22 protein-coding genes are annotated in these 22,693 nt (G+C 68.6%); 12 read left to right on the top strand and 10 right to left on the bottom strand.

Going from position 1 to position 22,693, the window contains the following annotated elements:
- Positions 1 to 115 precede the first annotated feature (115 nt).
- The gene (locus tag P3G67_RS01450; protein ID WP_269856784.1) at positions 116 to 745 is read right to left on the bottom strand and encodes a response regulator; all 630 of its coding nucleotides are present in this window, start codon (positions 743 to 745) and stop codon (positions 116 to 118) included.
- Positions 742 to 1,911 (bottom strand): sensor histidine kinase, encoded by a 1,170-nt coding sequence (locus P3G67_RS01455; RefSeq protein ID WP_276092049.1) that lies wholly within the window; start codon positions 1,909 to 1,911, stop codon positions 742 to 744. The genes P3G67_RS01450 and P3G67_RS01455 overlap by 4 nt, the downstream gene beginning before the upstream one ends.
- A gap of 235 nt (positions 1,912 to 2,146) precedes the next feature.
- Between P3G67_RS01455 and P3G67_RS01460 the strand changes: the two genes are divergently transcribed.
- The 3 genes from P3G67_RS01460 (at position 2,147) to P3G67_RS01470 (ending at position 4,357) form a co-directional block, all read left to right on the top strand.
- Positions 2,147 to 3,232, top strand: a complete 1,086-nt coding sequence (locus P3G67_RS01460; RefSeq protein WP_276091789.1) for an ABC transporter permease — start codon at positions 2,147 to 2,149, stop codon at positions 3,230 to 3,232.
- Positions 3,229 to 3,963 carry an ABC transporter ATP-binding protein gene (locus P3G67_RS01465; RefSeq protein ID WP_276091790.1) on the top strand — a complete coding sequence of 245 codons (735 nt, stop codon included), beginning with the start codon at positions 3,229 to 3,231 and terminating at the stop codon, positions 3,961 to 3,963. The genes P3G67_RS01460 and P3G67_RS01465 overlap by 4 nt, the downstream gene beginning before the upstream one ends.
- A gap of 169 nt (positions 3,964 to 4,132) precedes the next feature.
- Positions 4,133 to 4,357, top strand: a complete 225-nt coding sequence (locus P3G67_RS01470) for an LAETG motif-containing sortase-dependent surface protein (protein WP_276091791.1) — start codon at positions 4,133 to 4,135, stop codon at positions 4,355 to 4,357.
- Between the two features lie 42 nt (positions 4,358 to 4,399).
- Here the strand turns inward: P3G67_RS01470 and P3G67_RS01475 are convergent, their stop codons facing one another.
- The 3 genes from P3G67_RS01475 to P3G67_RS01485 are packed head-to-tail and all read right to left on the bottom strand — an operon-like array spanning position 4,400 to position 8,117.
- Positions 4,400 to 5,626 carry a cytochrome P450 gene (locus tag P3G67_RS01475; protein ID WP_276091792.1) on the bottom strand — a complete coding sequence of 409 codons (1,227 nt, stop codon included), beginning with the start codon at positions 5,624 to 5,626 and terminating at the stop codon, positions 4,400 to 4,402.
- Between the two features lie 11 nt (positions 5,627 to 5,637).
- Positions 5,638 to 6,384 carry a thioesterase II family protein gene (locus P3G67_RS01480; protein WP_276091793.1) on the bottom strand — a complete coding sequence of 249 codons (747 nt, stop codon included), beginning with the start codon at positions 6,382 to 6,384 and terminating at the stop codon, positions 5,638 to 5,640.
- Positions 6,385 to 6,431: 47 nt separating this feature from the next.
- Entirely contained in the window at positions 6,432 to 8,117 is a 1,686-nt protein-coding gene (locus P3G67_RS01485; protein ID WP_276091794.1) for a non-ribosomal peptide synthetase, read from the bottom strand.
- A 331-nt stretch (positions 8,118 to 8,448) separates the two neighbouring features.
- On the opposite strand from P3G67_RS01485, the gene P3G67_RS01490 reads away from it, so the two are divergent.
- The 6 genes from P3G67_RS01490 to P3G67_RS01515 are packed head-to-tail and all read left to right on the top strand — an operon-like array spanning position 8,449 to position 15,495.
- Entirely contained in the window at positions 8,449 to 9,486 is a 1,038-nt protein-coding gene (locus P3G67_RS01490) for a pyridoxal-phosphate dependent enzyme (protein WP_276091795.1), read from the top strand.
- Between the two features lie 19 nt (positions 9,487 to 9,505).
- The gene (locus P3G67_RS01495) at positions 9,506 to 10,702 is read left to right on the top strand and encodes an ATP-grasp domain-containing protein (protein ID WP_276091796.1); all 1,197 of its coding nucleotides are present in this window, start codon (positions 9,506 to 9,508) and stop codon (positions 10,700 to 10,702) included.
- Complete coding sequence (locus P3G67_RS01500) at positions 10,699 to 11,937, top strand: MFS transporter (RefSeq protein ID WP_276091797.1); 1,239 nt, start codon at positions 10,699 to 10,701, stop codon at positions 11,935 to 11,937. Before P3G67_RS01495 ends, P3G67_RS01500 begins: the two co-directional genes overlap by 4 nt.
- Positions 11,873 to 13,129, top strand: coding sequence for an ATP-grasp domain-containing protein (locus P3G67_RS01505; RefSeq protein WP_276091798.1), 1,257 nt, complete (start codon positions 11,873 to 11,875; stop codon positions 13,127 to 13,129). Before P3G67_RS01500 ends, P3G67_RS01505 begins: the two co-directional genes overlap by 65 nt.
- 33 nt (positions 13,130 to 13,162) lie before the next feature.
- Positions 13,163 to 14,170, top strand: coding sequence for an ATP-grasp domain-containing protein (locus P3G67_RS01510; RefSeq protein ID WP_269856773.1), 1,008 nt, complete (start codon positions 13,163 to 13,165; stop codon positions 14,168 to 14,170).
- Entirely contained in the window at positions 14,167 to 15,495 is a 1,329-nt protein-coding gene (locus P3G67_RS01515; RefSeq protein ID WP_276091799.1) for a hypothetical protein, read from the top strand. Before P3G67_RS01510 ends, P3G67_RS01515 begins: the two co-directional genes overlap by 4 nt.
- 31 nt (positions 15,496 to 15,526) lie before the next feature.
- Here P3G67_RS01515 and P3G67_RS01520 read toward each other — a convergent pair whose 3' ends face one another.
- Positions 15,527 to 16,222, bottom strand: a complete 696-nt coding sequence (locus P3G67_RS01520; RefSeq protein ID WP_276091800.1) for an SDR family oxidoreductase — start codon at positions 16,220 to 16,222, stop codon at positions 15,527 to 15,529.
- Between the two features lie 135 nt (positions 16,223 to 16,357).
- Here P3G67_RS01520 and P3G67_RS01525 point away from each other — a divergent pair, with 135 nt between their 5' ends.
- The 3 genes from P3G67_RS01525 to P3G67_RS01535 all read left to right on the top strand — a co-directional run bounded on the left by P3G67_RS01525 (position 16,358) and on the right by P3G67_RS01535 (position 19,776).
- Positions 16,358 to 17,212 carry a helix-turn-helix transcriptional regulator gene (locus tag P3G67_RS01525; protein ID WP_276091801.1) on the top strand — a complete coding sequence of 285 codons (855 nt, stop codon included), beginning with the start codon at positions 16,358 to 16,360 and terminating at the stop codon, positions 17,210 to 17,212.
- 48 nt (positions 17,213 to 17,260) lie between these two features.
- Positions 17,261 to 18,040, top strand: coding sequence for a GNAT family N-acetyltransferase (locus P3G67_RS01530; protein WP_276091802.1), 780 nt, complete (start codon positions 17,261 to 17,263; stop codon positions 18,038 to 18,040).
- A gap of 902 nt (positions 18,041 to 18,942) precedes the next feature.
- Complete coding sequence (locus tag P3G67_RS01535) at positions 18,943 to 19,776, top strand: terpene synthase family protein (protein ID WP_276091803.1); 834 nt, start codon at positions 18,943 to 18,945, stop codon at positions 19,774 to 19,776.
- Positions 19,777 to 19,881: 105 nt separating this feature from the next.
- Here the strand turns inward: P3G67_RS01535 and P3G67_RS01540 are convergent, their stop codons facing one another.
- From P3G67_RS01540 to P3G67_RS01555, 4 genes are read right to left on the bottom strand one after another with little or no spacing between them, the layout of a single operon-like run.
- Positions 19,882 to 21,300 carry a cytochrome P450 gene (locus P3G67_RS01540; RefSeq protein ID WP_391858156.1) on the bottom strand — a complete coding sequence of 473 codons (1,419 nt, stop codon included), beginning with the start codon at positions 21,298 to 21,300 and terminating at the stop codon, positions 19,882 to 19,884.
- Positions 21,297 to 21,932 (bottom strand): GTP-binding protein, encoded by a 636-nt coding sequence (locus P3G67_RS01545; RefSeq protein WP_276091804.1) that lies wholly within the window; start codon positions 21,930 to 21,932, stop codon positions 21,297 to 21,299. Before P3G67_RS01545 ends, P3G67_RS01540 begins: the two co-directional genes overlap by 4 nt.
- Positions 21,913 to 22,287 carry a DUF742 domain-containing protein gene (locus tag P3G67_RS01550; RefSeq protein WP_269856766.1) on the bottom strand — a complete coding sequence of 125 codons (375 nt, stop codon included), beginning with the start codon at positions 22,285 to 22,287 and terminating at the stop codon, positions 21,913 to 21,915. Before P3G67_RS01550 ends, P3G67_RS01545 begins: the two co-directional genes overlap by 20 nt.
- A complete protein-coding gene (locus P3G67_RS01555) occupies positions 22,284 to 22,691 on the bottom strand; it encodes a roadblock/LC7 domain-containing protein (RefSeq protein ID WP_269856765.1) in 408 nt (135 codons plus the stop codon). Before P3G67_RS01555 ends, P3G67_RS01550 begins: the two co-directional genes overlap by 4 nt.
- Positions 22,692 to 22,693 lie beyond the last annotated feature (2 nt).

Below are 22,693 nucleotides of genomic sequence, written 5' to 3' on the forward strand. Positions count from 1 at the left end.
ATCCCGCTCCGAACATCGTGCTCCGCCATCCCACTCCGTAGTCCAACGGTTCCGTGTGCTTCCAGGACGGAGACTGCGTGGCGGCCACTGGCGGTTGCATCCCGACGGTTTCGGGTCAGCGGCGGATGATGCCCTGCGCGGTGGCCGTCGCCACTGCGGCCGTGCGCGAGTCGACGCCGAGTTTGGTGTAGATGTGTGCCAGGTGGGACTTGACTGTGGCTTGGCTGAGGAACAGCCGTTTGCTGATCTGGTCGTTGGACAGGCCCTCCGCGACCAGCTGCAGAACCTCCGTCTCACGTCGTGACAGCGCCGTGGATGGTTCGCGCACCCGGTCCATCAGCCGTAGTGCCACGGCGGGCGCCAACGCGGACCTGCCGGCCGCCGCCGTGCGCACGGCGGCCGCCAGTTCCTCGGGCGGGGCGTCCTTGAGCAGGTAGCCGGTGGCTCCGGCTTCGATCGCGGCCAGGATGTCCGCGTCGGTGTCGTACGTGGTCAGTACGAGCACTCGTGGGGCGCCGTCCCTGGAGGTGATCGCCGCGGTGGCCCGCGCGCCGAGCATGCGGCCGGCGAACTGCAGGTCCATCAGCACCACGTCGACCGCGAGCCTGGCCGCCAACTCCACCGCCTCATCGGGGGTCGCGACGTCGGCGACGACGCTGAAGTCCGGTTCGGTCTCCAGCAGGGCGCGCAGCCCGGCCCGCACCACGGGGTGGTCGTCGGCGAGCAGCAGTCGGATGGCGGTCATGCGGTGACTCGTCCATGGACGTCGGTGGGCCCTGTGCGGACGGGGAGGGTGACGGCTACCGCCGTGCCCTGGCCGGGCGCCGACTCCACGGCGAGGGTCCCGTGCAGCGCACGGACCCGGGACCGCATCGCGGCGAGGCCGAAACTGCCTTCGGCGGCCGGATCCGCACCCGGAGGAGGCTGCGGGCCGGGCGTGAATCCGCGGCCGTCGTCGATGACGTCAAGGGCGATCTCGCTGCCCATGTAGCTCAAGGTCACCTCCGCACGGGTGGCGGCGGCGTGCTGGACCGTGTTGGCCAGCGCGGACTGGGCGATGCGCAGCAGCGCCACCTCCAAAGGCGTGGGCAGGGCCTCCGCCTCTCCGGACAGATGGAATGTCACGGCCAGCCCGGAGGACTCCGCGGTGGTGGCGCACAGCCGCTCCAGGGCACCCGGTAGCGAGCCGGTCTCCAGATCGGGCGGGGTCAGCGCACGGACGAAGCGGCGGGCCTCGGCAAGGTTGTCGGTCGCGGTACGGCGGGCGTGCCGTACATGCCCGAGCGCCGTTTCCGGCTGGTCCGGCAAAACGCGCTCGGCGGTGCGCAGCAGCAGCTGGATGCTGGACAGGCCCTGGGCGAGGGTGTCGTGGATCTCCCGGGCCAGCCGCTCGCGCTCCGCCAGGACACCAGCGGTGTGCTGGGCGACGGCCAGGTCGCTGCGGGCCGTCATGAGTTCCCCGATCAGGCGACGGCGTCGCTCACTCTCCCGGTAGAGCGCCTGGTAGCCCAGGACCGTGGCGACCGCGACGGCCGCGCCCAGGACGGGCCCCACCACGGTGCCCGGGCTGAGAGTGCCGGAGTGCCATCCGAAACCGGCGACGGCGGCGGCCGTGGTGGCGGCCACGGCGGCCAGCGCAGGGCGGGTGGGCAGCAGATGGAGCTGGAGGAAGTACAGCGGGAAGGCGAGCCACACCCCGTCCGGGGTCAGCGCCAGCAGCACCGCCCACACCACCATGACCCCCGCCAGCCACGCCAGGGCCGCACCGCTGGACGTACGGACACGGGGCAGCGCGGCACCCGCGCCGTACACCACGCCGAACACGACCGCCGTCGTGACGACGGCACCGGCATCGGGACGGTGGTCCACCGCCGACCGGGCGGCGGCCAGTACGAGCAGCCCGAACACCATGAGGTGCAGGCAGGCGCGCAGCAGCCGCAGGGCAGGGATCAGGGAGTGAGTGGTCACGATCCCTCAAGGCTAGAACGCCCGCACCGGCCGGACATCAACCAAAAGGTGTAAGCGCAGGTCAATCCATTGGCTTCGGGGAACGACCCGGACGCACGATGCCCGCGAGCCCGCTTCCCGGGACCGTTGGGACAGCCGCCGGACAACGGGTCCGGGATGTCGAGGGAGGCGGGTCACGGTGTTTGTCGCCTGGCGCGATCTGAGGTTTGCCAAGGGCAGGTTCGCCCTCATGGGTACCGTCATCACACTGATCACGCTGCTCGTCGGGCTGCTGTCCGGGCTGACCACCGGGCTGGGCAGGGAGAACACCTCCGCGATCACCTCGCTGCCCGCTGACCATCTTGTCTTCGCCGCGCCGGCAAAGGGCAGTGGTGTGTCGTTCACCGATTCGCGGCTGCGGGGGCCGACCTGGCGGCTGTGGGCCAAGGTGCCGGGGGTCACGGCCGCTGACCCGCTGGGCATATCCATGGTCAAGGCCGAGGCGGGCACCACGAGCACGTCGCTCTCCGCGTTCGGTATCCGGCCGGGCTCACGGCTGGCCCCCGGGCGCGCCGCGGTGGGGGACGGGCGCGTGGTGCTGTCGGCCAAGGCCGCCGACGTACTGGGTGTGCGCGCGGGGGACACCGTCATGCTGTCCGGCCGGCGGATGTCGGTCGCGGCCGTCTCGGGCACCGCGATGTACAGCCACACGCCCGTGGTGTGGACGAGCCTGTCGGACTGGCAGCGACTGGCCGGTGCGTCAGGTGACGGCGGCGAGCTCGCCACGGTGATCGCCTTGTCCACCACCAAGGGCGCCCACCTGTCCGCTGCCGACGCCGCAGCGGGCACCAGGACCGTCACCATCGACGAGGCGCTGTCCGCGATCGGTTCCTACACGGCGGAGAACGGCTCGCTGCAACTCATGCGCGGCTTCCTGCTCGTCATCTCCGCCCTGGTCATCGGCGCCTTCTTCACCGTCTGGACCATCCAGCGCAGTGGTGACATCGCCGTGCTCAAGGCGCTCGGCGCATCCACTGGGTATCTGCTGCGTGACGCGTTGAGCCAGGCACTGGTCCTGCTCGTACTCGGGGCCGGGGCGGGCTCTGCCCTGGCCGCCGCCCTCGGCACCGCTGTGACCGGCAGCGGTGTGCCGTTCGTCCTGGGGGCCGGAACGGTACTGGTACCAGCCCTCGGCACGATCGCCCTGGGCGTGCTCGGCGCCGGCCTGGCCATACGTCGCATCACCTCCGTTGATCCGCTGACCGCTTTGGGGAGCGCCCGATGAGCCTGCAACTGACCGACGTCACACTGACCTTCCCGGACGGCGCCAGCCGACTGACCGCCGTGGACCGCGTCAGCCTGTCCGCGCCCCCAGGTACGTTGACAGCGGTCGTCGGCCCGTCCGGTTCCGGCAAGTCGAGTCTGCTGGCGGTCGCCGCGACCCTGATCACTCCGGACAGCGGCCGTGTCGTGATCGCCGGAACCGACACCTCCGGCATGAAGCGGTCCCAGTTGGCCGCCCTACGCCGCAGCACCGTCGGCATGGTCTTCCAGCACGCGAACCTGCTGCCTTCGCTGACCGCCGCCGAACAACTGCAGGTGATGGCCCTGTTGGGTGGGCGACATGCGCGGCGCGCCCGTTCCCGGGCGCTGGAACTCCTCGATGCCGTGGGCTTGGCCGCCGAAGCCGACCGCCGTCCGCACCAACTCTCCGGCGGTCAGCGACAGCGGGTGAACATCGCCCGCGCCCTGATGAACGACCCTGCCGTACTCCTGGTCGACGAACCCACCAGCGCCTTGGACCAGCAACGCGGCGCCGCCATCGTCGAGTTGATAGCCGGTCTCACTCGGCAGCGGGCCACCGCGACGGTCCTGGTCACCCATGACCAATCCCATCTGGCCGCGGCCGACCGGGTAGCCCGGGTCCTCGACGGCCGCCTCACACTTCAACACGACACCGTCCAACGGTCCATCCCAGCCGACCACCCGGGCAGAGGGGGGACATTGAGCACGTAATACGATTGCAAGTCCGACCACCTGTATCAGCTCGCCGTCGGCGATGTACTCACCATCGAACTGCGACTGCGCTTCGCGCCGGGCACCGCGGCCGGGCACGGTTCGCTCCTCGCCACTGTGATGCCTGTGGCTGAAAACGACACCGGCGGCTACAAGTCGTCGAGCCGAAGTGACGCCCGCCGCACACAAGGACAGCGCCACGGCGGACACCGGCACCGCGGGCACCACCCCGACTTCCTCCACCGACGACAGCGGCACCGCCACCGGCGCCGAACTCGCCGCCACCGGTGCCAACCCCGCCACCCCGTGGGCGCTCGGCGGCGGCGCCGTAGCCCTCACCGCGGGGGCGGGCCTGGTACTGGCGGCCCGACGCCGCTCGGCCGCCGACCGCTGAGCCGCCTCACGGCTGAGCAACTGCCGTCTCCCGTCCCAGGACTCACCCCCGCACACCTGCCATGCCCCTGGGGCGGGAGACGGCGGACGCCGTGAGCCGCAGCGGTAGCCTGCGCAGGCCGTTGACCACGATGGAGTCCAAGTGCTCGGGCTCCCCGTCCGGCAGCACCTGGTCCACCTGCGCGAAGAACTCCCGCAGTACCGCCGCTATTTCGAGCTTCGCCAAGCGCGTTCCCACGCAGTAGTGCGGTCCCGCGCCCAGCGCCAGATGGCGGTTGGGGGTGCGGCGCACGTCGAAGACATCGGGATCGGTGAACTGCGCCGGGTCGCGGTTCGCCGACGTCAGCCAGCACACCACCAGGTCCCCGCGGCGGATCCGCTGGCCGCCGAGTACCACATCACGCCGTGCGCGCCGCAGGATGTGTGTGGCACTCGACGTCCAGCGCAGTATCTCCTCGACCGCGGTGTCCACCGCACCCTCGAAGTCCTCGCGCAGCAGCGCCCATTGGCCGGGCCGCTCCAGCAGCGCGAGCATGCCGCCGGACATCGCCAACCGTACGTTCTCGGTGCCGCCCACCAGCAGGTTGTCGCAGTTGAGCACCACCTCTTCGAGGGGCAGGTACGCGTTCTCGAACCGAACCCCCGCGAGCACGCTCACCAGGTCCTCGCCGGGGCGGGAGCGTCGCCTTTCCGCCAAGTCGCCGAAGTAGTCGAGGATTTGCAGATGGGCGATGCTGCGTTCCTCGGCGGTGCCGGCGCAGAACGCGTCGGTCGACCACTCCACGATGGAGGGCCGGTCCTCGTCGGGAATGCCGAGAAAGGCGCACACGACCTCCAGCGGTAGCTTCGCGGCGACTTCGGTGACGAAGTCGATCCGCGAGGCGCGCACGGCGTCGCGCACGATGGAGTGCGCAGCCGAGTTGAGGGAGTCGGTCAGCAGCCGCAGGTTCCGTGGTGCGAACCAGCCCGCGATCGCACCGCGCAGCACGGTGTGCCGGGGCGCGTCGGAGAGCGCGAGGGTACGGTCGCTGCCGGGGTCCACGCCCTGTGCCAGGGGCCGCAGCAGGATGCCCGATGACGAGCTGAACGTCTCGGCGTCCCGTAGCACCTCCTTCACCTCGGCGAACCGGGTCAGTGACCAGAACCCGGGAAACACCCCGGGCTCGTGCCAGACCACCGGTGCGTTCTCCCGCATCCACCGCCACAACGCGAAGGGGTTGCCGGACCGGTATGTCGCGCCGTCCACCAGGCGACTGATGTCGTGCCTCATGTCGTTTCCCATCAGGTGCTCGTGCCGACCGTGGCGAGGCACCGAGTCAACTCGGCGCGAATCAGCCGGACCGGGGGATCGGTACGCAGGTAGAAGTGCCCGCCCGGGTTCACCACCGGGACGAACTCGGCTTCGGTGTGCTGCTGCCACGCGGTGAACCGGGACCGGATCTCCGGCACGTCGTCCGCGCCGACCACGGCCACCAGCCGCGCGTCGATCCGCTTTCCGATGTGCTCCCGGTACTCCGCGACCAGGCGCAGATCGTCCTTGATGTAGTCGAGGATCAGATCGAGCAGTTCCGAATCCTGCCGGATCTCGTCGCTCAACGGCTCATAGCGCTCGAGGTACGCCAGCACCTCGTCGGAGCTTTCGAACGGGACAGGAGGCCGTAGCGCGGGTGCGGCGGCCGAGGAGACCACCAGGGTCGGCACGGCGGCCCCGGCCAGCAGCAGATGGTGGGCGACCTCGAAGGCGACGTACGCGCCCATGCTGTGCCCGAACAGCACCGAGTAGCGCGCAGAGTCGGCCAGTATCTCCTCGGCGACGGTTTCGGCGAGTTCCAGCAGGCTGGCCGCCGTCGGCTCGGCGATGCGCTCCTCCCGGCCCGGGTACTGCACCGCGCACACCCGCGCCGAAGGCAGCAGTGACTGCCAGGACCGGAAGAAGGACGCACAGCCACCGGCGTGCGGGAAGCACAACACGGATTGCTCGGTGTCGGATCGGGCAGCGAACCTTCGGATGGAGGTGGGTTCGGTCATGGCAAGTACCCATCGGTGCGGTGGTGTTGTGGGTGGTGTCGGGCGGTTCAGAGGCTGGACAGCAGTTCCACCTGCTGGGGGATCGTGCCGCAGCGGTACACCTGCTTGACCGCGACCGGGCGACCGGCGATCCTGCCCAGCGCGCGGGAAAGCCGCAGTACGGACAGGGAGTTGCCGCCGAGTTCGAAGAAGTTGCCCGGCTCGGCCTCGTTCACCGACATGCCCAGGACCTCCTCCCAAGCCCGGGTGATCTGGGCGGTGAGTCCGTCCGCGTCCTGGTCGGCGGGTTCCGCCCCGGCACGGCGCACCGAGGCCAGTAGCGCGGCGCGGTCGATCTTGTCGTGTGCGGTGCGCGGCAGTCGGTCCACGAACACCACCCGGTCCGGGACCACCGCGGTGCCCAGCTCCGACGCCACCCGGTGGCGTACGGAGGCCGCGTCGACCGGGGCGTCAGAGTCCCTGACGACGAACGCGTAGCAGGTGGAGGTCTCGGAGTCGTGCGCCACGGCGGCGGCCCGTACTCCGGGGTGCGCGGCCAGCGTCTCCTCGATGGCTTCGATGTTCACCCGTACGCCGCGGATCTTCACCTCGTTGTCCAGCCGGCCCGCGAACTGCAGCCCGTGTGCCGCCGACCAGCGGCCGAGGTCGCGGGTCAGATAGGCCCGCACGGTCCGGCCGGGTGCCACCTCGATGTCGGTGAACCTCGTCCGCGTCTCCTGCTCGGCGCCGACGTAGCCAGTGGTCACACCGCGGCCGGAGATGGCGATCTGGCCCACCTCGCCGGGCGGTACCTCGCGCAGCCGGTCGTCCAGCAGATGGATCGACGTGCCGGGGATCGGGAAGCCGATGTTGGAGGCGCCGGGACGCTCGTACAGCCGGTAGGTGGCCCAGACGGTGCACTCGGTCGGGCCGTACTCGTTGCCCAGCGTGACATCGGGCAGCAGCGAGAAGTGCTGCTCGATGACACCCTGCGGCAGCGACTCTCCCGCGCAGATCACCAGCCGCAACGAGGCGAGGCCGACGGCGAGTTGACCGTCCTGAAAGACGGTGTGCAGCAGCTCGGCGTAGAAGCTCGGCACCGTCAGCGTGTGGGTGACCCGATGCCGTGCGATGAGCCCGACGAGTGCCGCCGGATCCCGTCGCTCGTCCTCACGGGCGACCACCAGTGTGCCGCCCGCCGCGAGGGTGCCCCAGACGCCCGCCACCGACGAGTCGAAGTAGAAGGGCGACAGCAGCAGGAAGGTCGGGGTACCGAAGCCCTCGTACACCGCGAGCCGAGCGGCGGTGGAGTCCGCCAGATTGCGCTGCGAGACCGACACGCCCTTCGGCCTGCCGCTGCTGCCGGAGGTGTAGAGCACATACGCCTCGTCCGCCGGGGAAGGCCCGGCGGGGGTGGCGGTGTCGGCGTCGGGCAGCTTTCGGAACCCGCCGCTGGTGGGATCGGCGACCACCGAGACTCCGGCCGACGACCGGATGTGCCGCGAAGTGTTCTCCGGGGATTCCGGATTGAGGAAGACAAACGACCGGCCGGACAAGGCGACACCGAGCGCGATGGCCGCAGTCGCGGCCGTACGGTACGCCTCTATCCCGATTCTACGGCAATCGGCGTATGCCTCGTCTGAGTCCAGCTCACCGGCAACGCCGAGGGCGATGAGGGCGAGTTCCCGATAGGAAACGGCGTCGTCCCCGCATATCACGGCGGTGCGGTCCGGATGTAGCCGGGCGCGTTCCATGACGGTGTCATGTACCGGCTGCTGGAATTCGGATAGCCGGGGCGCAGCTGAATGCGCCGGGCGGCGAGAATGGGTAGAAGACAGGCTCACCATGGCCGACCATCCTTTGCGTGAGCGCCGACGCTGTCCACGCGGCAGCCGGAAGCCTGTCAGGTCCAACGTTCCAACTCCGGACTTGACATGGGTTCTTGACGTGCCAGCCGACCCGCTCCTAGGTTCTCGGCCGTACCTCGGCACCACGCGTCTGCCGGGCCTGCCCGTCACCCTCCCAGTTCCTCCTCCGATCGCCGCGGGCGCAGCTGAACGCGACTTATCCGGAAAGGATTTCGAAGTGTACAGAACGTTCGCGGAGAAACTCGCGGAACCGGACCTGATCGAGTTGGACGACCGAATCTACGTCCTCCGTTTCGAGGTCATGAAGGTCACCTCGGTCTATGCGGCGGTAAAGGACCTGCTGGCCCGCGGGGTGATCCGCCCCGGGCAGACGTTGGTGGACAGCTCCAGCGGAATCTACGGTCACGCACTCGCCCTGGTCTGCCGGGAACTCGGCCTGAAATGCCATATCTTCGCCTCCGTCGCGGTGGACACGGCGATCAGGACACAGCTGAAGTACCTCGGCGCGACCTTTGACCAGGTGCCGTCCTCGGAAAGCCTCAAGCACGACCAGGAAACCCGGGTCCGGCGCGTCCACGCCTATCTCAACGAGCACCCGGACGCGTACTGGATGCGGCAGTACCACGACGACGTGCACTACGTCGGATACGAGAAGGTGGCCAACTCGCTGATCGGCGAGCTCGGTTCGGCGGATGTCACCCTGGTCGGCGGGGTCGGCACCGGTTCCTCGACCGGCGCGATGAGCCGCTATCTACGGGCCGCCGGCGGCGATGTACGGGTGGCCGGCATCCAGCCGTTCGGCAGCCGGTCGTTCGGCGCGGAATCCGTACCGCTCGACGGGTTCATCATCGCGGGCATCGGCAGCGGAATCCGCTTCGACAACATCGACTACAGCGCCTACGACGACATCCACTGGCTGGACTTCGATGTCGCCGCGGCCGGATGCCGTCATCTGCTGTCCACCACAGGTGTGTTCGCCGGGCTGTCCGCCGGCGCGGGCTGGCAGGTGGCGCGTTATCACCGTTCCGTGGAACCCACCGGTGGGCCCATAGTGTTCATCGCGGCCGACCCCGGACACCGCTACGTCGACAAGGTGTACCCGCTCGACGGACCGCTCGTCGCGGACCCGACCTACCGCCCGGCCGTGATTTCCGATCTGGCCGACATCGCCGGTCCCTGGTGCACCACGAACTGGGCCAGACGGTCGTTCAGCGTGCGGGACAACCTGCCGGAACTGGAACTACTGGCCTCATAGTGTGAAGGAAGTACGCCAAATGGCCAACGTCGCGGTCATCAACTACGGTCCGCTGAACGACTACGCCGCCATGCTCCCCGAACTGGCCGACCGGCTCCATGTCTTCAGCCATCACGAGCTGGCCGACACGGGACGGTTCGCGCGGTACGAGTACGTGCCGGACTGCGAGTTCGTACCCTACGCCGAGCTGCGCATCCGTCAGTTGGCGAAGGAGGAGCGGTTCAGCCACCTGATCACCGACAACGAGTACGACCTGGAACGGGCCGCCCGCATCCGTGCGGACCTCGACATCCCGGGCCAGTCACCGGTGAGCGCGTTGTCGTTCCGCGACAAAGTGGTCATGAAGCAGGTCGCCCAACGCGCCGTCGCCACCCCGCGCTTCGCCCGGCTGGCGACGATCACCGATCTCACCGACTTCATCGAGGAGAACGGGTACCCCGTCGTCGTCAAGCCCGTGAAGCAGGGTGGCTCACGCGACATCGTGGTGCTGCGCGACGAGGACGAACTGGTGGCCTTCAGCCGTCGGCACTGGCGCGACGACCTCATGGCCGAGGAGTACGTCGAGGGCGACATCTACCACGTCGACGCGCTCCTGGCCGACGGCTACCGGTTCGTCGCCTCCTCCCGCTATCTGCGCAACTGCCTCGGCGTGTTGTCCGGGCAGAACAACGGCTCGCTGCAACTGCACCCGCAGGACAAGCTCGCCAAGCGGCTGGAGGAGTTCCTGGACAGCGTGCTGGACGTCTTCGACACCCCGGCGACCGGTGCCTATCACCTTGAGGTGTTCCACACGCTGGACGACGAACTGCTGCTGTGCGAGATCGCCTCACGGGTCGGCGGCTCCCGTATCCCCGCTCTCACCCGCGCCACCTACGGACTCGACCTGCTCACCACCTGGCTGCGGCTGTCCTGCGGGCTGCCTGTCGACCCGGCGCCCAGCACACCGCCGAACACGCTGCACGGGTCGGTCGCCATCGTGCCGCCGGGCCGCCCGGTCGGGGCGCCGCCGCAACCGCCGTTCGCATGGGTGCGGCACTACCAGGTGAACGACAAACTCCCGCCGGGCGCCACAGCGCAGAACAGCACCTCCCACCTGTGCTTCGCGATCGTGGAGGGCGCCGACACCCTTCAGGTGGAACAGCGGCTGTTCGAAGTGGAGGACTGGCTGCTGGCGAACCTGCGCGAGGCGCCGCAACGTGAAGGGCGAAGGCCGTGAAGGCGTGGCGCCAGACGTCGCCGACCGGACGCACACTGCTGATCGCCGTGCTGTTCACCGGCCTGACGACGTTCATGTTCCTGCCGCTGCTGGCCATCCAGCTCACCGCGCAGGGCATCTCGGCCAGCCGCACGGGATTCCTGGTGGGCCTGCTCGCCTTCTCCAACCAGGGCTTCTCGCTGCTGTGCGGGATGCTGGTGGACCGGTGTGGCGCGCGACGGGTGATGATGGCCGGGTTCGCGCTGCGGATCGCCGGATATCTGCTGCTCGCCCTCGGCGGCGGTACCCGGCTGACGCCGATCGTGGCGGGCATCGTCACCCTCGGCGTCGGCGGGTCGATGCTGGGCCTGTCGATCAAGACGCTGCTGGTGTCCGAGGACAGCGTCGAACCACGCACCATGCTGGCGCTGCGCGCCACGTTCGTGAACATCGGCGTGGTCCTCGGACCGGCGCTCGGCGCCGCCGTGTACCCGTTCGGTTTCCCGTTCATCCTCGGCGCCTGTGTGCTCTCGCACCTGGTGCTCGGCCTGCGCCTGGCGTTCCGGCCGCTCACGGCGCGGCCTCGGCCGCGCCCTGCGGCGGCGCGGGATGCCGCACCGGACGCGCCGGGTTGGGCGCGCTGGCAGTGGATACCGCTGTCCCTGGTCGGCGTCGCCTACTGGGCGATCTACAGCCAGCTCAACGTGGTCATGCCGATCACCGCGCACGCCATGACCGGCAGCACCGCCGCGATCTCCGTGGTGTTCACCATCAACGGCGCGCTGGTGGTGCTGTGCCAGTACACACTGCTGCGGCACGTTTTCCGCCGCACCGCCACCCGTACGCTGCTGGCCATCGGGTTCCTCGCGTTCGGCTGCGCCTACGCGGTGCTCATTCCGCGGGCCGGCTGGTTCTCGCTGCTGGCCTTCGTACTGCCGGTCACGGCCGCCGAGATGCTGGTAGGACCCAGTCTCGACGAACAGGCGATCAAGGCGAGTTCGACGCGCGGTACCGGGCGTGCGCTCGGCACCATGGCCGCGGCCGGTGCCTTCGGCAGCCTGCTGGGCGCCAGCATGGGCGGCTTCCTCCTGCAGACGCTGCGCGGCGGCAGCGGGGTCTGGCTGGCGATCATCGGGCTGTCCGTCGGCGCCGCGGCAGCCTGCCTCCTCCTACCGAAAGATCGTGCCCACCATGTCGCGAACACCCACCCCGCCAACACCCCAAGGCCCACCACCTCACCAGAACCCGCACAGTGACCCGGCACGGTGCACCGCCGTACTGCTCAACCCACGAGACCTGGTGATCCGCGCGGCGCACCGACTGGGCGTCTCCACAGTGATCGCCACTGTGCCGGGCGGACCGGAACCGGTTGGCGCGTCGGGGCCGGTGCTCCGTACCCCCTGGCACATCGACCCCGGCGAACTCATCGACGAACTCCGTGCGTTGGAGCTTCCGGCACCGGTGAGCTGCTTCGGCTTCGGCGAACTCGGCTGCGCGGTGTCGGCGGTGGTCAACCGCGAACTGGGCTGGCCCGGCAACCCGCCGCAGGTCCTCGAAGCCTTCAAGGACAAGGCACGGCTGCGGTCCTTGGTCGGCGACCGGGCGGGAGTGCCGGTGGCCCATCTGACGTGCCTCACCAAGGATGAGATCCTGCCCGCCACCGACCGGATCGGCTTCCCCTGCGTGGTCAAGCCAGTGGACGGAACAGGCAGTTCCGGGGTGCGGTACCTCACCGGCCCCAGCGAGGCCGAGCACTATCTGAGCACCCTCGACTTCCAAACCTCCCATCTGGTGGAAGAGTTCCTGACCGGGACCGAGTACAGCGTCGAGGCCATCAGCTCACCCGCCGGTCACCGCATCCTCGCCATCACCGAGAAGATGACCACAGGCGCCCCGCACTTCGTGGAGACCGGGCACACCCTGCCCGTCCGCCTGGACCCCGCCGACCAGGCCGCCATCGGCGACCTCGTCACCGCGACCCTGGACGCCGCGGGCTACCGCTACGGGCCCTCGCACACCGAGGTCATGCTCACCGCGGCCGGGCCCCGGCTCATCGAGTCACACGGCCGCCCTGGCGGCGACCGGATCAGCGACATGCTCGAACTCGCCCTGGGCGAGGACGCCTTCGAGCAGGCGATGGCCGACGTCCTCGGACTACCGGCGCCCACCGAGGCCACCCGTATCCGGGTGGCGGGCATCCGCTACGTCACCTTCGACCGGGCCGCTCCGATGCCCGTCATCGACACCGCACCGGTCGCCGCGCTGCCCGGCGTCGCCGAGGTCAGCGTCTGCGTACCGGCGGGGGAGTACCCGCCGGAGATCCGCAAGTCCGGCGACCGGCACGGCTTCGTCGTCGCCACCGGCGACACCCGCGACGGGCTGGAGCACAACCTGGCCCGCGCCGTGCGCGCGCTCACCGCGGCCGGGCACGCCGTCAAAGCCCGCTGAAAGACCGCTCGTTCAACCTGAAAGGCGCTTCCCGTGTCGTACAAGATCCTGGTCCTGGTGTCCGAGGCGGCCACGTTCCGGCTCGACAACCACTCCATCATCCCCAGCGCGCTGTTCCGCGAAGGCCACGACGTGTACATCGGCGACATCGACACCCTCTGCGTACACGACTCCGTCGTGGTGTGCGACCGGGTGCGGCTCACCGAGGAGTATCTCGTCGGCAGCGACTTCCCGGCACTGAGCGAGTCCTACGCGTCCGCGGAGGAGTTCGACCTGGTGTGGGTGCTCGCCGGTACCCATCCCGACGCGCTCACCGACCACTTCCAACTGCTGTGGCTGCTCAACCGGCGGGTGCCGTTCGTCAACGACGCGTCCGCGCTGTTCTACATGAACTCCAAGACCACCCTCGGCGCCGCGGTGCCCAACGAGAACCTCCCCGCCTCCTACGTCTCCAACGACTTCGACTTCCTCACCAGCCTGGTGGAGTCCGACCCCGCACGCACCTGGGTGGTCAAGCCCACCAACGACGGCATCGGCGCGGACGTCTACTTCCTCAGCAAGCACGAACGCAACCGCTCCGCACTCCTGCAGTCCGCCACCGGCAACGCCGCACCACGCTACGGCAGGTACGGACGCGACATCATCGGCATGGCCAAGCGGTACACCGCCGTACAGGAGTACATACCCAACGTACGCAGCAACGAGAAGCGGGTCATCATCGCCGGTGACACCCCGGTGAGCGGCTTCCGGCGGATCCACCCCGAGCACGACGACCGGGCCAACGTCACGCTCGGCGCCAGGTTCGAGCCCCTCACCCTGACCCCGGAAGAGGATGACTTCGTGCGCCAACTCGGCAAGCGCATGATGGGACTCGGCATCTTCTACTCCGGGATCGACCTGGCGTATCCGTACGTCATGGAGTTCAACCTGGTGAACCCGGGCGGACTCAGCTACGCCTACCGTGCGACCGGTGTCGACCAGTCCTCCGAGGCGGTCAACACCGTGCTGGACGCGCTGCGTTCCGCGGGCAAGCTGTCATGACCGCATGGGACTGGCTTGAGCCACGGGCAGTGGCGGCCTGGACCGACTTCGCGGCCACCGAAGAGGCCGAGCCCGATCGGGCGCGCTTCCAGCACAGCATCCACCGATCCAACTACCGGCACATGTACCCGCCGCCCTGCTTCACCACCGCCGCGTCCGACGATACCGCCACGGCCGGGCTACGCCTCTGCGAGCTGCTCGCCAGCCTGCCGCGGCGGATCTTCGGCGACGACCTGGCGGCATGGGCCGAGTACCTCGGGGTGCCGCAGGAGGACGCCGACCTGATGTGCGCGGCGCTGCGCAACCCACGGCTGCGCCGCATCGCCACCTCGTTCATGCGGCCCGACCTGCTGGTGACCGAAGGCGGCCTGAAACTGGTCGAGTTGAACGTCGCCACCTCGCTCGGCGGCCTGAGCACACTTCCCCCGTACACCGACGCCGCCCGGGCCTCGGCCTACCACCGGTTCCTGGAACGGCGCGGACTGGGCCTGCTCGGTCCCGACACCGCGAAGACATGGCTGGAGACGTTCGCCGCACTCGTACGGCGGCGCGGCGACCGGCCGCTGCATGTCTTCGAGGCGATCGCCAACCCGGCGGACATCGACTCCGGCCGCCGCTTCTTCGTACGGATGATCCGCTCCGCGGGCTACGAGATCAGCTGCGGCCTGGTCACCGACCTCCAAACCACTGACGACGGCGCGTACTTCGAGGGACGACGCGTGGACGTCGTGGTGACGATGTACACCTGGCACGAGTCCAGGGCCTTCGTGCCGCACGAACACACCCGTGCCCTGATGGATCTCGACACGGCCGGGAAGCTGGACTTCGTCGGCTCCCCCGCCGCCGCACTCTTCGACAACAAGGCGAACCTGGAACTGCTCACCGCCCCCGAGTTCGCCTCCCAACTGCGTTCGGAGGAACGCGAGTGGGTGCGCACACACGTGCCCTCGACGTTCCGGCTACGCGCCGAGACCGCCGACCGTGCGCTCGCCGACCGCGAGCGGCTGATCTGCAAACCGGCCTCGGCCTACGGCGGGAAGGGCGTGGCGTTCGGCCGCGCGATGACCGACCAGGAGTGGCGGGCCCTCATCCGGGAGCGGCTGGCCGACCAGCGCGAGCGCTACGTGGTGCAGGAGCGGCTGCGCCCGGCGGTCGTCGAGCTGCCGGGGGCGACCCCGCCGGAGCGTGAAGTGGTGCTGGGGCCACTGGTGTTCGGCGGGCGGTTCGCCGGAGTGATGCTGCGGCAGTCACTGCCGAGCGGACTCGCCCCGATCAACGCGGCGAACGGGGCTGAGTCTGCGGCGGTGCTCACGGTGCGGGACTAGGAGGTGGGATCCGGGCTCGCCTTCACCGGGATCACCAGACGACCGGGCCGTTGCGGTCGAAGAAGCCCCCGGTCGGGCCGTCAGCGCCGAGGGAGGCCATCCGCACGATGATCTCCGCGCCCTCTTCGACGGTGTTGGTGCCCCGGTGGCCATTGAGGTCGGTGGCGGTGTAGCCGGGGTCGACGGCGTTGAACCGGATCGCGGGATACGCCCTGGCGTACTGCGAAGTGATCATGACCAGCGCGGTCTTGGACGAGTTGTAGTCCAGTGCCATCACCTGGAACTCGACCCGGCTGGGATCGGCGGTCGCCGCCAGCGAGCCCAGACCACTGCTGACGTTGACCACGACCGCGGTGTCACTTGCCCGCAGCAGCGGCAGGAAGGCGTGCGTGACCCGCACCACGCCGAAGACGTTCGTGTCGTAGGTGGTGAGCATGTCGGCTCCGGTGACCTCGCCGACCGGCTTGCGCACGCCCACGATGCCGGCGTTGTTGACCAGGACGTCGAGGCGTCCGGCGTCCGCGCGGACGAATTCGGCGGCGGCCTTGACGGACTCCACGTCGGTAACGTCGAGCTGTACGAAACGGGCGCCGAGCCGTGTGGCGGCCTCCTGGCCGCGGTGGGCGTCGCGCGCCCCGACGTAGACGGTGTGCCCGGCCTCGATCAGGCACCGGGCCGTCTCGAAACCAAGGCCCTTGTTCGCTCCGGTGATCAGTGTGGTGGTCATGTGTTCACTTCCGGTGATCGGTGAGGTTGTGATGCCACCACCCTCGTCGCAGCACCGAGGAACAGGCAGTACCCGCCGCATCCTGTGGACTGCCAGTACCAGGCTGTCCTGCCGCGGCGGCCGGATACTGGAGGCATGAGCGAGTCCAGGGAACTGGCCAGGGCGCTACGCGGCTGGCGCGACCGAACATCCCCCGCCGTGGTGGGACTGCCCGTCGGCGGAGTACGGCGGGCCGCCGGACTGCGGCGTGAGGAACTGGCGCAGCTCGCGGGCCTGTCGGTGGACTACATCGTCCGACTGGAACAGGGCCGCGCCACCTCCCCGTCGGCCCAGGTCCTGTCCGCGCTGGCCCGCGCCCTACGGCTGTCGGACGTGGAGCGCGAACACCTGTATCGGCTCGCGGGCGAGACGGCGCCGGGCCCCGGGCAGCTGTCGGCGCACATCCCGGCAGGCGTCCGAAGACTGCTCGACCAGTTGGACGGCGCGCCGCTCAGCGTGTGCGACGCCGCGTGGAGTCTGATCCTGTGGAACCCGATGTGGGCCGCCCTGCACGGGGACGTGTCCGCGTGGAGCGGACGCGAACGCAACATCGTCTGGCGTCACTTCACCGGTCTGCCGAGCCGGGTCAGCCACACCGCCGAGCAGCAGATCCGGTTCGAGAACGCCGTGGTCGGCGATCTCAGGGCGGCGACGGCCCGCTACCCCGCCGATGCCGGGCTGCGCTCCCTGGTCAAGGACCTTCGGGAGGTCAGCGTCGACTTCGCACGACTGTGGGACACGGGAACCGTCGGCGTCCACGACACGGACACCAAGATCGTCCATCACCCCGATGTCGGGACGTTCACCCTCGACTGCGACGTGCTCACGGCTACCGGCAGCGATCTGCGCATCATCGCCTACACCGCCGCGCCCGGCAGCGCGGATGCCGAGCGACTCAGGCTCCTCAATGTCATCGGAACCCAGTCCATGACCGAGGGCGGCCGGGGCTGATCGCAAATGGCGTTGCCGCGTGTGACTGTTCGGTGCTGGAGTGACCGCATGGACATTGAGAAGGTACTGGTGACGTATGACCAGCAGATGCGGCTGGGCGCGCGGGCGGACGGACCCGGTGCCCGGGTCGAGCGGGCGGGCGACGTGGTGCGCCAGGTTGGTACGGCACAGGACTGGAACGGCATCCTCTGGTCGGACCTGGACGCGGATTCCGCGGATGCGGTGATCGCCGAACAGGTGGCGCATTTCCGGGAGTTGAGATGCGGGGAGTTCGAGTGGAAGCACTACTCCCATGACCGCCCGGCCGACCTCGGACAGCGACTGTGCGCGGCGGGGTTCTCCCCGCGCCCCGAGGAGGCCGTGATGATCGCCGAGATCGGCGAACTCCCCACGGAGGTCAGCCTCCCAGCGGGCATCCATCTGCGCCCGGTGACCGACGCGGCCGACGTGGACCTGGTGGCCGACGTCCACGAACGGGTCTTCGGCACGGACGGCTCCCGCCTCCGCCACCGCCTACTGGCCCAACTGACCGCGAACCCCGACACGGTAATGGCGGTCCTCGCCATGGCAGACGACCAGCCGGTCTGCGCGGCCCGCCTGGAGCTCCACGCGGGCACCGACTTCGCCAGCCTATGGGGCGGCGGCACCCTCCCGAGTTGGCGCGGCAAGGGTATCTACCGCGCCCTCATCGCCTACCGCGCCGCCCTGGCCGCCGAACGCGGCTACCGCTACCTACAGGTCGACGCGTCTGACGAGAGCCGACCGATCCTGGGCCGGTTGGGGTTTGCTCGGGTGAGTAGTACTACGCCGTACATGTGCCAGTTCTGAATTTTTTCCTGTGGTTTGTCCGTTAGCTCAGCCTCGTGGATACCCAGCTGACTCTCGCGCATAAGGGATCAGGTCGCCCCTACGAGTTCAATTGGGGCAGCAGGCGCTTCCCGCACCAGAAGCGGTATGCACTGTTCCCTGTAGGCGGCTTCGGGCGTTTAATGGCACGTGGCGAGAAGCGTACCGTTGCCAGGAGAACCGAATATGTGTCCGCGCTCGTGTGGTCTGACCGCAGTGTGTAGTCCACCTGCCTTACGGGGGAGGCGGCTTGTTCATGGTCGGAGAGGCTCAAGTTGCGCCACGGAGGAAAGAGCTGCCGCCGCTCCGGATCTTCCAGTTCCCTTACTTGAGAGTACTCTTCCGCGAGTCGAGGCCAATTCTGGGCCAATATCTGTCGGCTTACGCCTCTGGCCGGTACCGGTCAATGGCGACCCATCGGACCAGGTCACGGCACTGGATGTCGTTCTGCTGGGCGGAACGACCTTCGTGAATCGGTGGATTGGGACGCGGCGCTGAGGGGCGCCGGGTGAGGTGCCCATCAATAGGGCGACGTACTCGCAGAGCGTATTGCACGAGATGCCAAGGGTCTGGTGCTCGTGATGACGATTTTCCTATGGCCGGGCGCAGCTTGTGGCGCGTGGTGCCTGTGCCCCGTGATGGTTGGGGCTTGCGGCCGAGATGTGCGGTGCACTGTCCATTAGGCCGCTGTGAGTTGAGAATCCAAGGAAGGACGCTCGATGCCTGTTGCTATGTCCTCCGTCAAGGGCTCCACCACTCGAGAGGTTGTTCTATCCTATCCCGCGGACTGGTCACGACCGCCCAGTACCACCCTCCAGGGCGCCCCGGAGGTTCCATGGCTCAAACGCCTTGGCTGCCTTGAGACAGCGGAGGATCACACGTTTGTGAGGGACCTGCAGTCCAGGATCTTCGCGGTCCACTGCTACCCCGATGCCCGGCCCGGCGCGCTCGACGTGATCGCGAGGTTCCTCGCGCTGTGGACCCGGCACGATGACCGGCTGGAAAGCGAAGGGGGCATCGGTAAGGAGCGGGCGGATCTCATCCGATGTGCTCTCACCGGAGTGCTACCAGAGCCTCCCACGTCACCGGACCGGGAGATTCGGGCCTGGTGGGAGATCGGACAGGACCTCGCGAAGATGGCCAGCCCCAACTGGTGCCGACGCTTCGGGGAACGATACGGTGCCTGGCAGGACGCGGTTCGCTCCGAAGCGCAGATGGTCGCCAGCTGGGGCCGGTATCCAGAAGTCGGCATCTATTCCGGAATCCGCAACCGGGCCGCTGGTATGGGGCCATGGGTTGAGCTGATCGAATTCGCCCTGGGGCGCGAACTTCCCATCGGCGCTTTTGACGTCGATCACGAGCGTGTCCACGAACTCGTGGGAAGCGTGCACCTTGCTGACAATGATCTGCATGGCATCACCATGGACGCGAAGGCCAACTGGCCCAACCTGATCTCCTCCATCGCCCACCACAAGGGCGTCGGTTGGGTCGAGGCGAGTGAGGAAGCGGCCCGCCTGCACGCCGGATACCTGGATCAGTTCCACACGGTCGATCGCCACCTACGTAGCCGCAGTCCGGAAATGGCCTGGTGGTTGGACGCGGTTCGCCACCTGATGGCCGGGCTGGTGACGGGCCATCAACTCTCGCCGCGTTACTCTCCGGTGCACCGCCTGGACGACGGCACGACCCTACGCATTACCGTGAACTGGCGAATCTGACACGGTGACCCCGGGCGGTCAAGAGGCCGCCCGGCAGGTTGGGTTTCCGTGGACAGATGATGCGGGGGCACGGCAGGTGAGGCTGCTCTCCCGCATCGACATGCCTCATCGCCTGCGCAACCAGCGGAGCAGTGAACGGCACCGGGTAACGATGCGATGGGCAACGGGCGGCGGAGTCAGCCTCGTCTCCTCGTTGGGCGGTGCGGGCGTCGCGAACCTTGGCCTCTCGGGCAGGGCTGGCATCAGCAAGGAACTCCCGAAGGGCTCGGGTTGAGGCTCTTGGGGGGTGAACTCCACCGGCACGGCCACCAGGCGTCGGGACAACAGGGATGACTCCCAATGCAGTTGGTCTTCCGGCACTGCCAGCTCGACGTCAGGCAGTCGCGCCAGGAGGGCATCGATGCCGGTGTCGGCGATGGCGCGGCCGATGTCCTGGCCGGGGCACTCGTGAGGTCCACTGCTGAAAGACAGGTGCGACCGGTTGCCGTGGACGGGGACGGAGAGGTCGGGGCGGATCGCCGGGTCGATGTTGCCCGCGGCCAGCCCCAGGATCATCAGGTCGCCTGACCTGATCTTTTGATCGGCGAACTCCGTGTCTCCAGTGGCCCAGCGACCGTAGACCCGGCTGAACGGCGGTGTGTCCCAGAGCACCTGCTCGACCGCATCCGGAAGGGTCATGTGCCCACCTGCGAGGGAGGCGCGGAACCGAGGGTCGGTCAGCACCATCAGCAAGGTGTTCGCGATGAGATTGGCGGTGGTTTCGTATGCGGTGATCAGGACGAGCCGTAGGTGTTCCGCTGCCTCGTCGTCGCCGAGGTTGGCCCTGTGTTCGAGCAACCACGACGCGAAGTCGTTGCCCGGTAGGGCGCGTTTGGACGCCACCAGCTGGCGCAGCGTCTTCATCACGTAGTCGTTGCTCGCGATGGCTGTTTCGGTCGCCTTGACCATGTCACGGGCCGCTTCGACGAGGCGGGGGCCGTACTCGTCGGGCATACCGAGAAGCTGCGTCAGGGTCAGCATGGGCAGGTGCTCGGCGAACTGTTCCACCAACTCGGCTTTGCCGTCGGCGGCGAAGCCATCGACGAGCTGATTGGCGAACCGAACGACGTAGCGCCGGATCCCGCGTCGGTCGAAGCGGCCCATGCTCTCGGTCACCGCAGCACGTAGTCGTTCGTGTTCCTCGCCGTCGGCGAAGACGCACAGCGGCTGCCAGGCGACCACCGGAAGCAGCGGCGAATCCATCGGCACTCGCCCCTGCTGCAGTTCCCGCCAGCGGCGAGAGTCGCGAGAGAAGCGCGATGGTGTCCGCATCACCTCCAGGTTCTCCGCGTAGCCCAGGACCAGCCAGGCCGGCAGGTCGCCGTGGACCAACACCGGTGCCAGCGCCCCGTGTTCGGCGCGCAGCTTGTTGTACAGGCCGACGGGGTCGGCTTCCGCCTCCGGGCCGTAGAGGCGGCGGACGCCGCCGGGGCCGATGGGGCCGGGGGCGTGGGCGGGGCAGGTGGGGGGTGGGGTAGTGGTCACGAGTGCTCCGGTGTGGCGGCGAGGGAGTGCAGGTAGCGCATCAGGGTCAGCAGGACGTCACGGCTGGAGGCCCGCTTGCGGGCGTCGCAGCCGACGATGGGGACGTGTGCGGGCAGGTCGAGTGCGGTGCGTAGTTCCTCGGTGGGGTAGGTGGGCGCTTCGGGGAAGGTGTTTATGGCGACGACGAAGGGGACTTCGCGCTCCTCCAGCCGTCCGATCACGTCGAAACTGACTTCGAGGCGCCGGGTGTCCACCAGCACCACAGCCCCCAACGCGCCCCGGAACAGGCCGTTCCAGAGGAACCAGAAGCGCTGTTGGCCGGGCGTGCCGAACAGGTACAGCACCAGCTCGTCGTTGATGCTGATCCGGCCGAAGTCCATGGCGACGGTGGTCGCCGTCTTGCGTTCCACCCCGGCGATGTCGTCCACCCCGACACCGGCCTGGGTCATCGTCTCCTCGGTGGTCAGTGGGCGGATCTCGCTCACCGAGCCGACCAGGGTCGTCTTGCCGACCCCGAACCCGCCAACGATCACGATCTTCACGGCGGCGGTGGCCGACGACGGCAACGTGTCCTCGGCCCGCGGCCCGACGACGGTTTCGGCGTCCATCAGTTCAGAGCTTTTGAAGTCCATGCATCACCGCCTCAATGAGCGCAGCATCGGGAAGTTGGGCGGGCGGCACCATGGCACGCGCCTCCACACGTTCATCGGCCAGCAGGTCCGCGACGAGCACGCTCACCACGCTGACCGGCAAATGTAAGTACGCCGAGATCTCGGCCACCGACAGCGGGGACTGGCACAGCCGCACGATCGCCGCGTGCTCCGGCTGCATCCCCGATGTCGGTCCTGACCGCGACACGATCAGCGTGACCAGGTCGATCGCGGCCTTCTCGGTTGAACCGCTGCGCCCCTTGGTGATCACGTACAGGCGTTCCGGGTCACCTTCATTCCACTCCTGCTCGTCCTTCTGCTGGTCCGATCCGCTCATGTGGTCTGCCCGTCGTTGCGCGGCGGGCTGCTCAGGTGCTCACCGATACGGGCCACCAGGTCCCGCATGCGCTGCCCCATCAGGCCCGCGTCCACCCCCTCGTCGGCGAGTACCGCCAGATACGCTCCGGCGCCCGCCGCCATCAGGTAGAAGAAGCCACCGTTGATCTCGATCACGACCAGCCGCATCATGCCGTTGCTGTGCGGGAACTCGGCGGCCACCGCAGCCGCCAGGCTCTGCAGCCCGGCGCAGGCGGCGGCGAGCCGGTCCGCGGCGTCGGTGTCCGAGCCGTACTGCGCCATCCGCAGGCCGTCCGAGGAGAGCACCACGACCTGACGGGTGCACGGAACGCTCGATGCCAGGTCCTTGAGCATCCAGTCCATGTTGGCGCGCAACTGCATCATGG

The sequence above is a fragment of the Streptomyces silvisoli genome (assembly GCF_029269905.1).
Lineage (GTDB): Bacteria > Actinomycetota > Actinomycetes > Streptomycetales > Streptomycetaceae > Streptantibioticus_A > Streptantibioticus_A silvisoli_A.

Bases quoted from the DNA above. Each gene is read 5' to 3' on its own strand.
- P3G67_RS01450 (WP_269856784.1), bottom strand. From the start codon at position 745: ATGACCGCCATCCGACTGCTGCTCGCCGACGACCACCCCGTGGTGCGG.
- P3G67_RS01505 (WP_276091798.1), top strand. From the start codon at position 11,873: ATGTCGCGAACACCCACCCCGCCAACACCCCAAGGCCCACCACCTCAC.
- P3G67_RS01480 (WP_276091793.1), bottom strand. From the start codon at position 6,384: ATGACCGAACCCACCTCCATCCGAAGGTTCGCTGCCCGATCCGACACC.
- P3G67_RS01515 (WP_276091799.1), top strand. From the start codon at position 14,167: ATGACCGCATGGGACTGGCTTGAGCCACGGGCAGTGGCGGCCTGGACC.
- P3G67_RS01485 (WP_276091794.1), bottom strand. From the start codon at position 8,117: ATGGAACGCGCCCGGCTACATCCGGACCGCACCGCCGTGATATGCGGG.
- P3G67_RS01465 (WP_276091790.1), top strand. From the start codon at position 3,229: ATGAGCCTGCAACTGACCGACGTCACACTGACCTTCCCGGACGGCGCC.
- P3G67_RS01545 (WP_276091804.1), bottom strand. From the start codon at position 21,932: ATGGACTTCAAAAGCTCTGAACTGATGGACGCCGAAACCGTCGTCGGG.
- P3G67_RS01555 (WP_269856765.1), bottom strand. From the start codon at position 22,691: ATGATGCAGTTGCGCGCCAACATGGACTGGATGCTCAAGGACCTGGCA.
- P3G67_RS01525 (WP_276091801.1), top strand. From the start codon at position 16,358: ATGAGCGAGTCCAGGGAACTGGCCAGGGCGCTACGCGGCTGGCGCGAC.
- P3G67_RS01455 (WP_276092049.1), bottom strand. From the start codon at position 1,911: ATGGTGTTCGGGCTGCTCGTACTGGCCGCCGCCCGGTCGGCGGTGGAC.
- P3G67_RS01475 (WP_276091792.1), bottom strand. From the start codon at position 5,626: ATGAGGCACGACATCAGTCGCCTGGTGGACGGCGCGACATACCGGTCC.
- P3G67_RS01495 (WP_276091796.1), top strand. From the start codon at position 9,506: ATGGCCAACGTCGCGGTCATCAACTACGGTCCGCTGAACGACTACGCC.
- P3G67_RS01550 (WP_269856766.1), bottom strand. From the start codon at position 22,287: ATGAGCGGATCGGACCAGCAGAAGGACGAGCAGGAGTGGAATGAAGGT.
- P3G67_RS01530 (WP_276091802.1), top strand. From the start codon at position 17,261: ATGGACATTGAGAAGGTACTGGTGACGTATGACCAGCAGATGCGGCTG.
- P3G67_RS01520 (WP_276091800.1), bottom strand. From the start codon at position 16,222: ATGACCACCACACTGATCACCGGAGCGAACAAGGGCCTTGGTTTCGAG.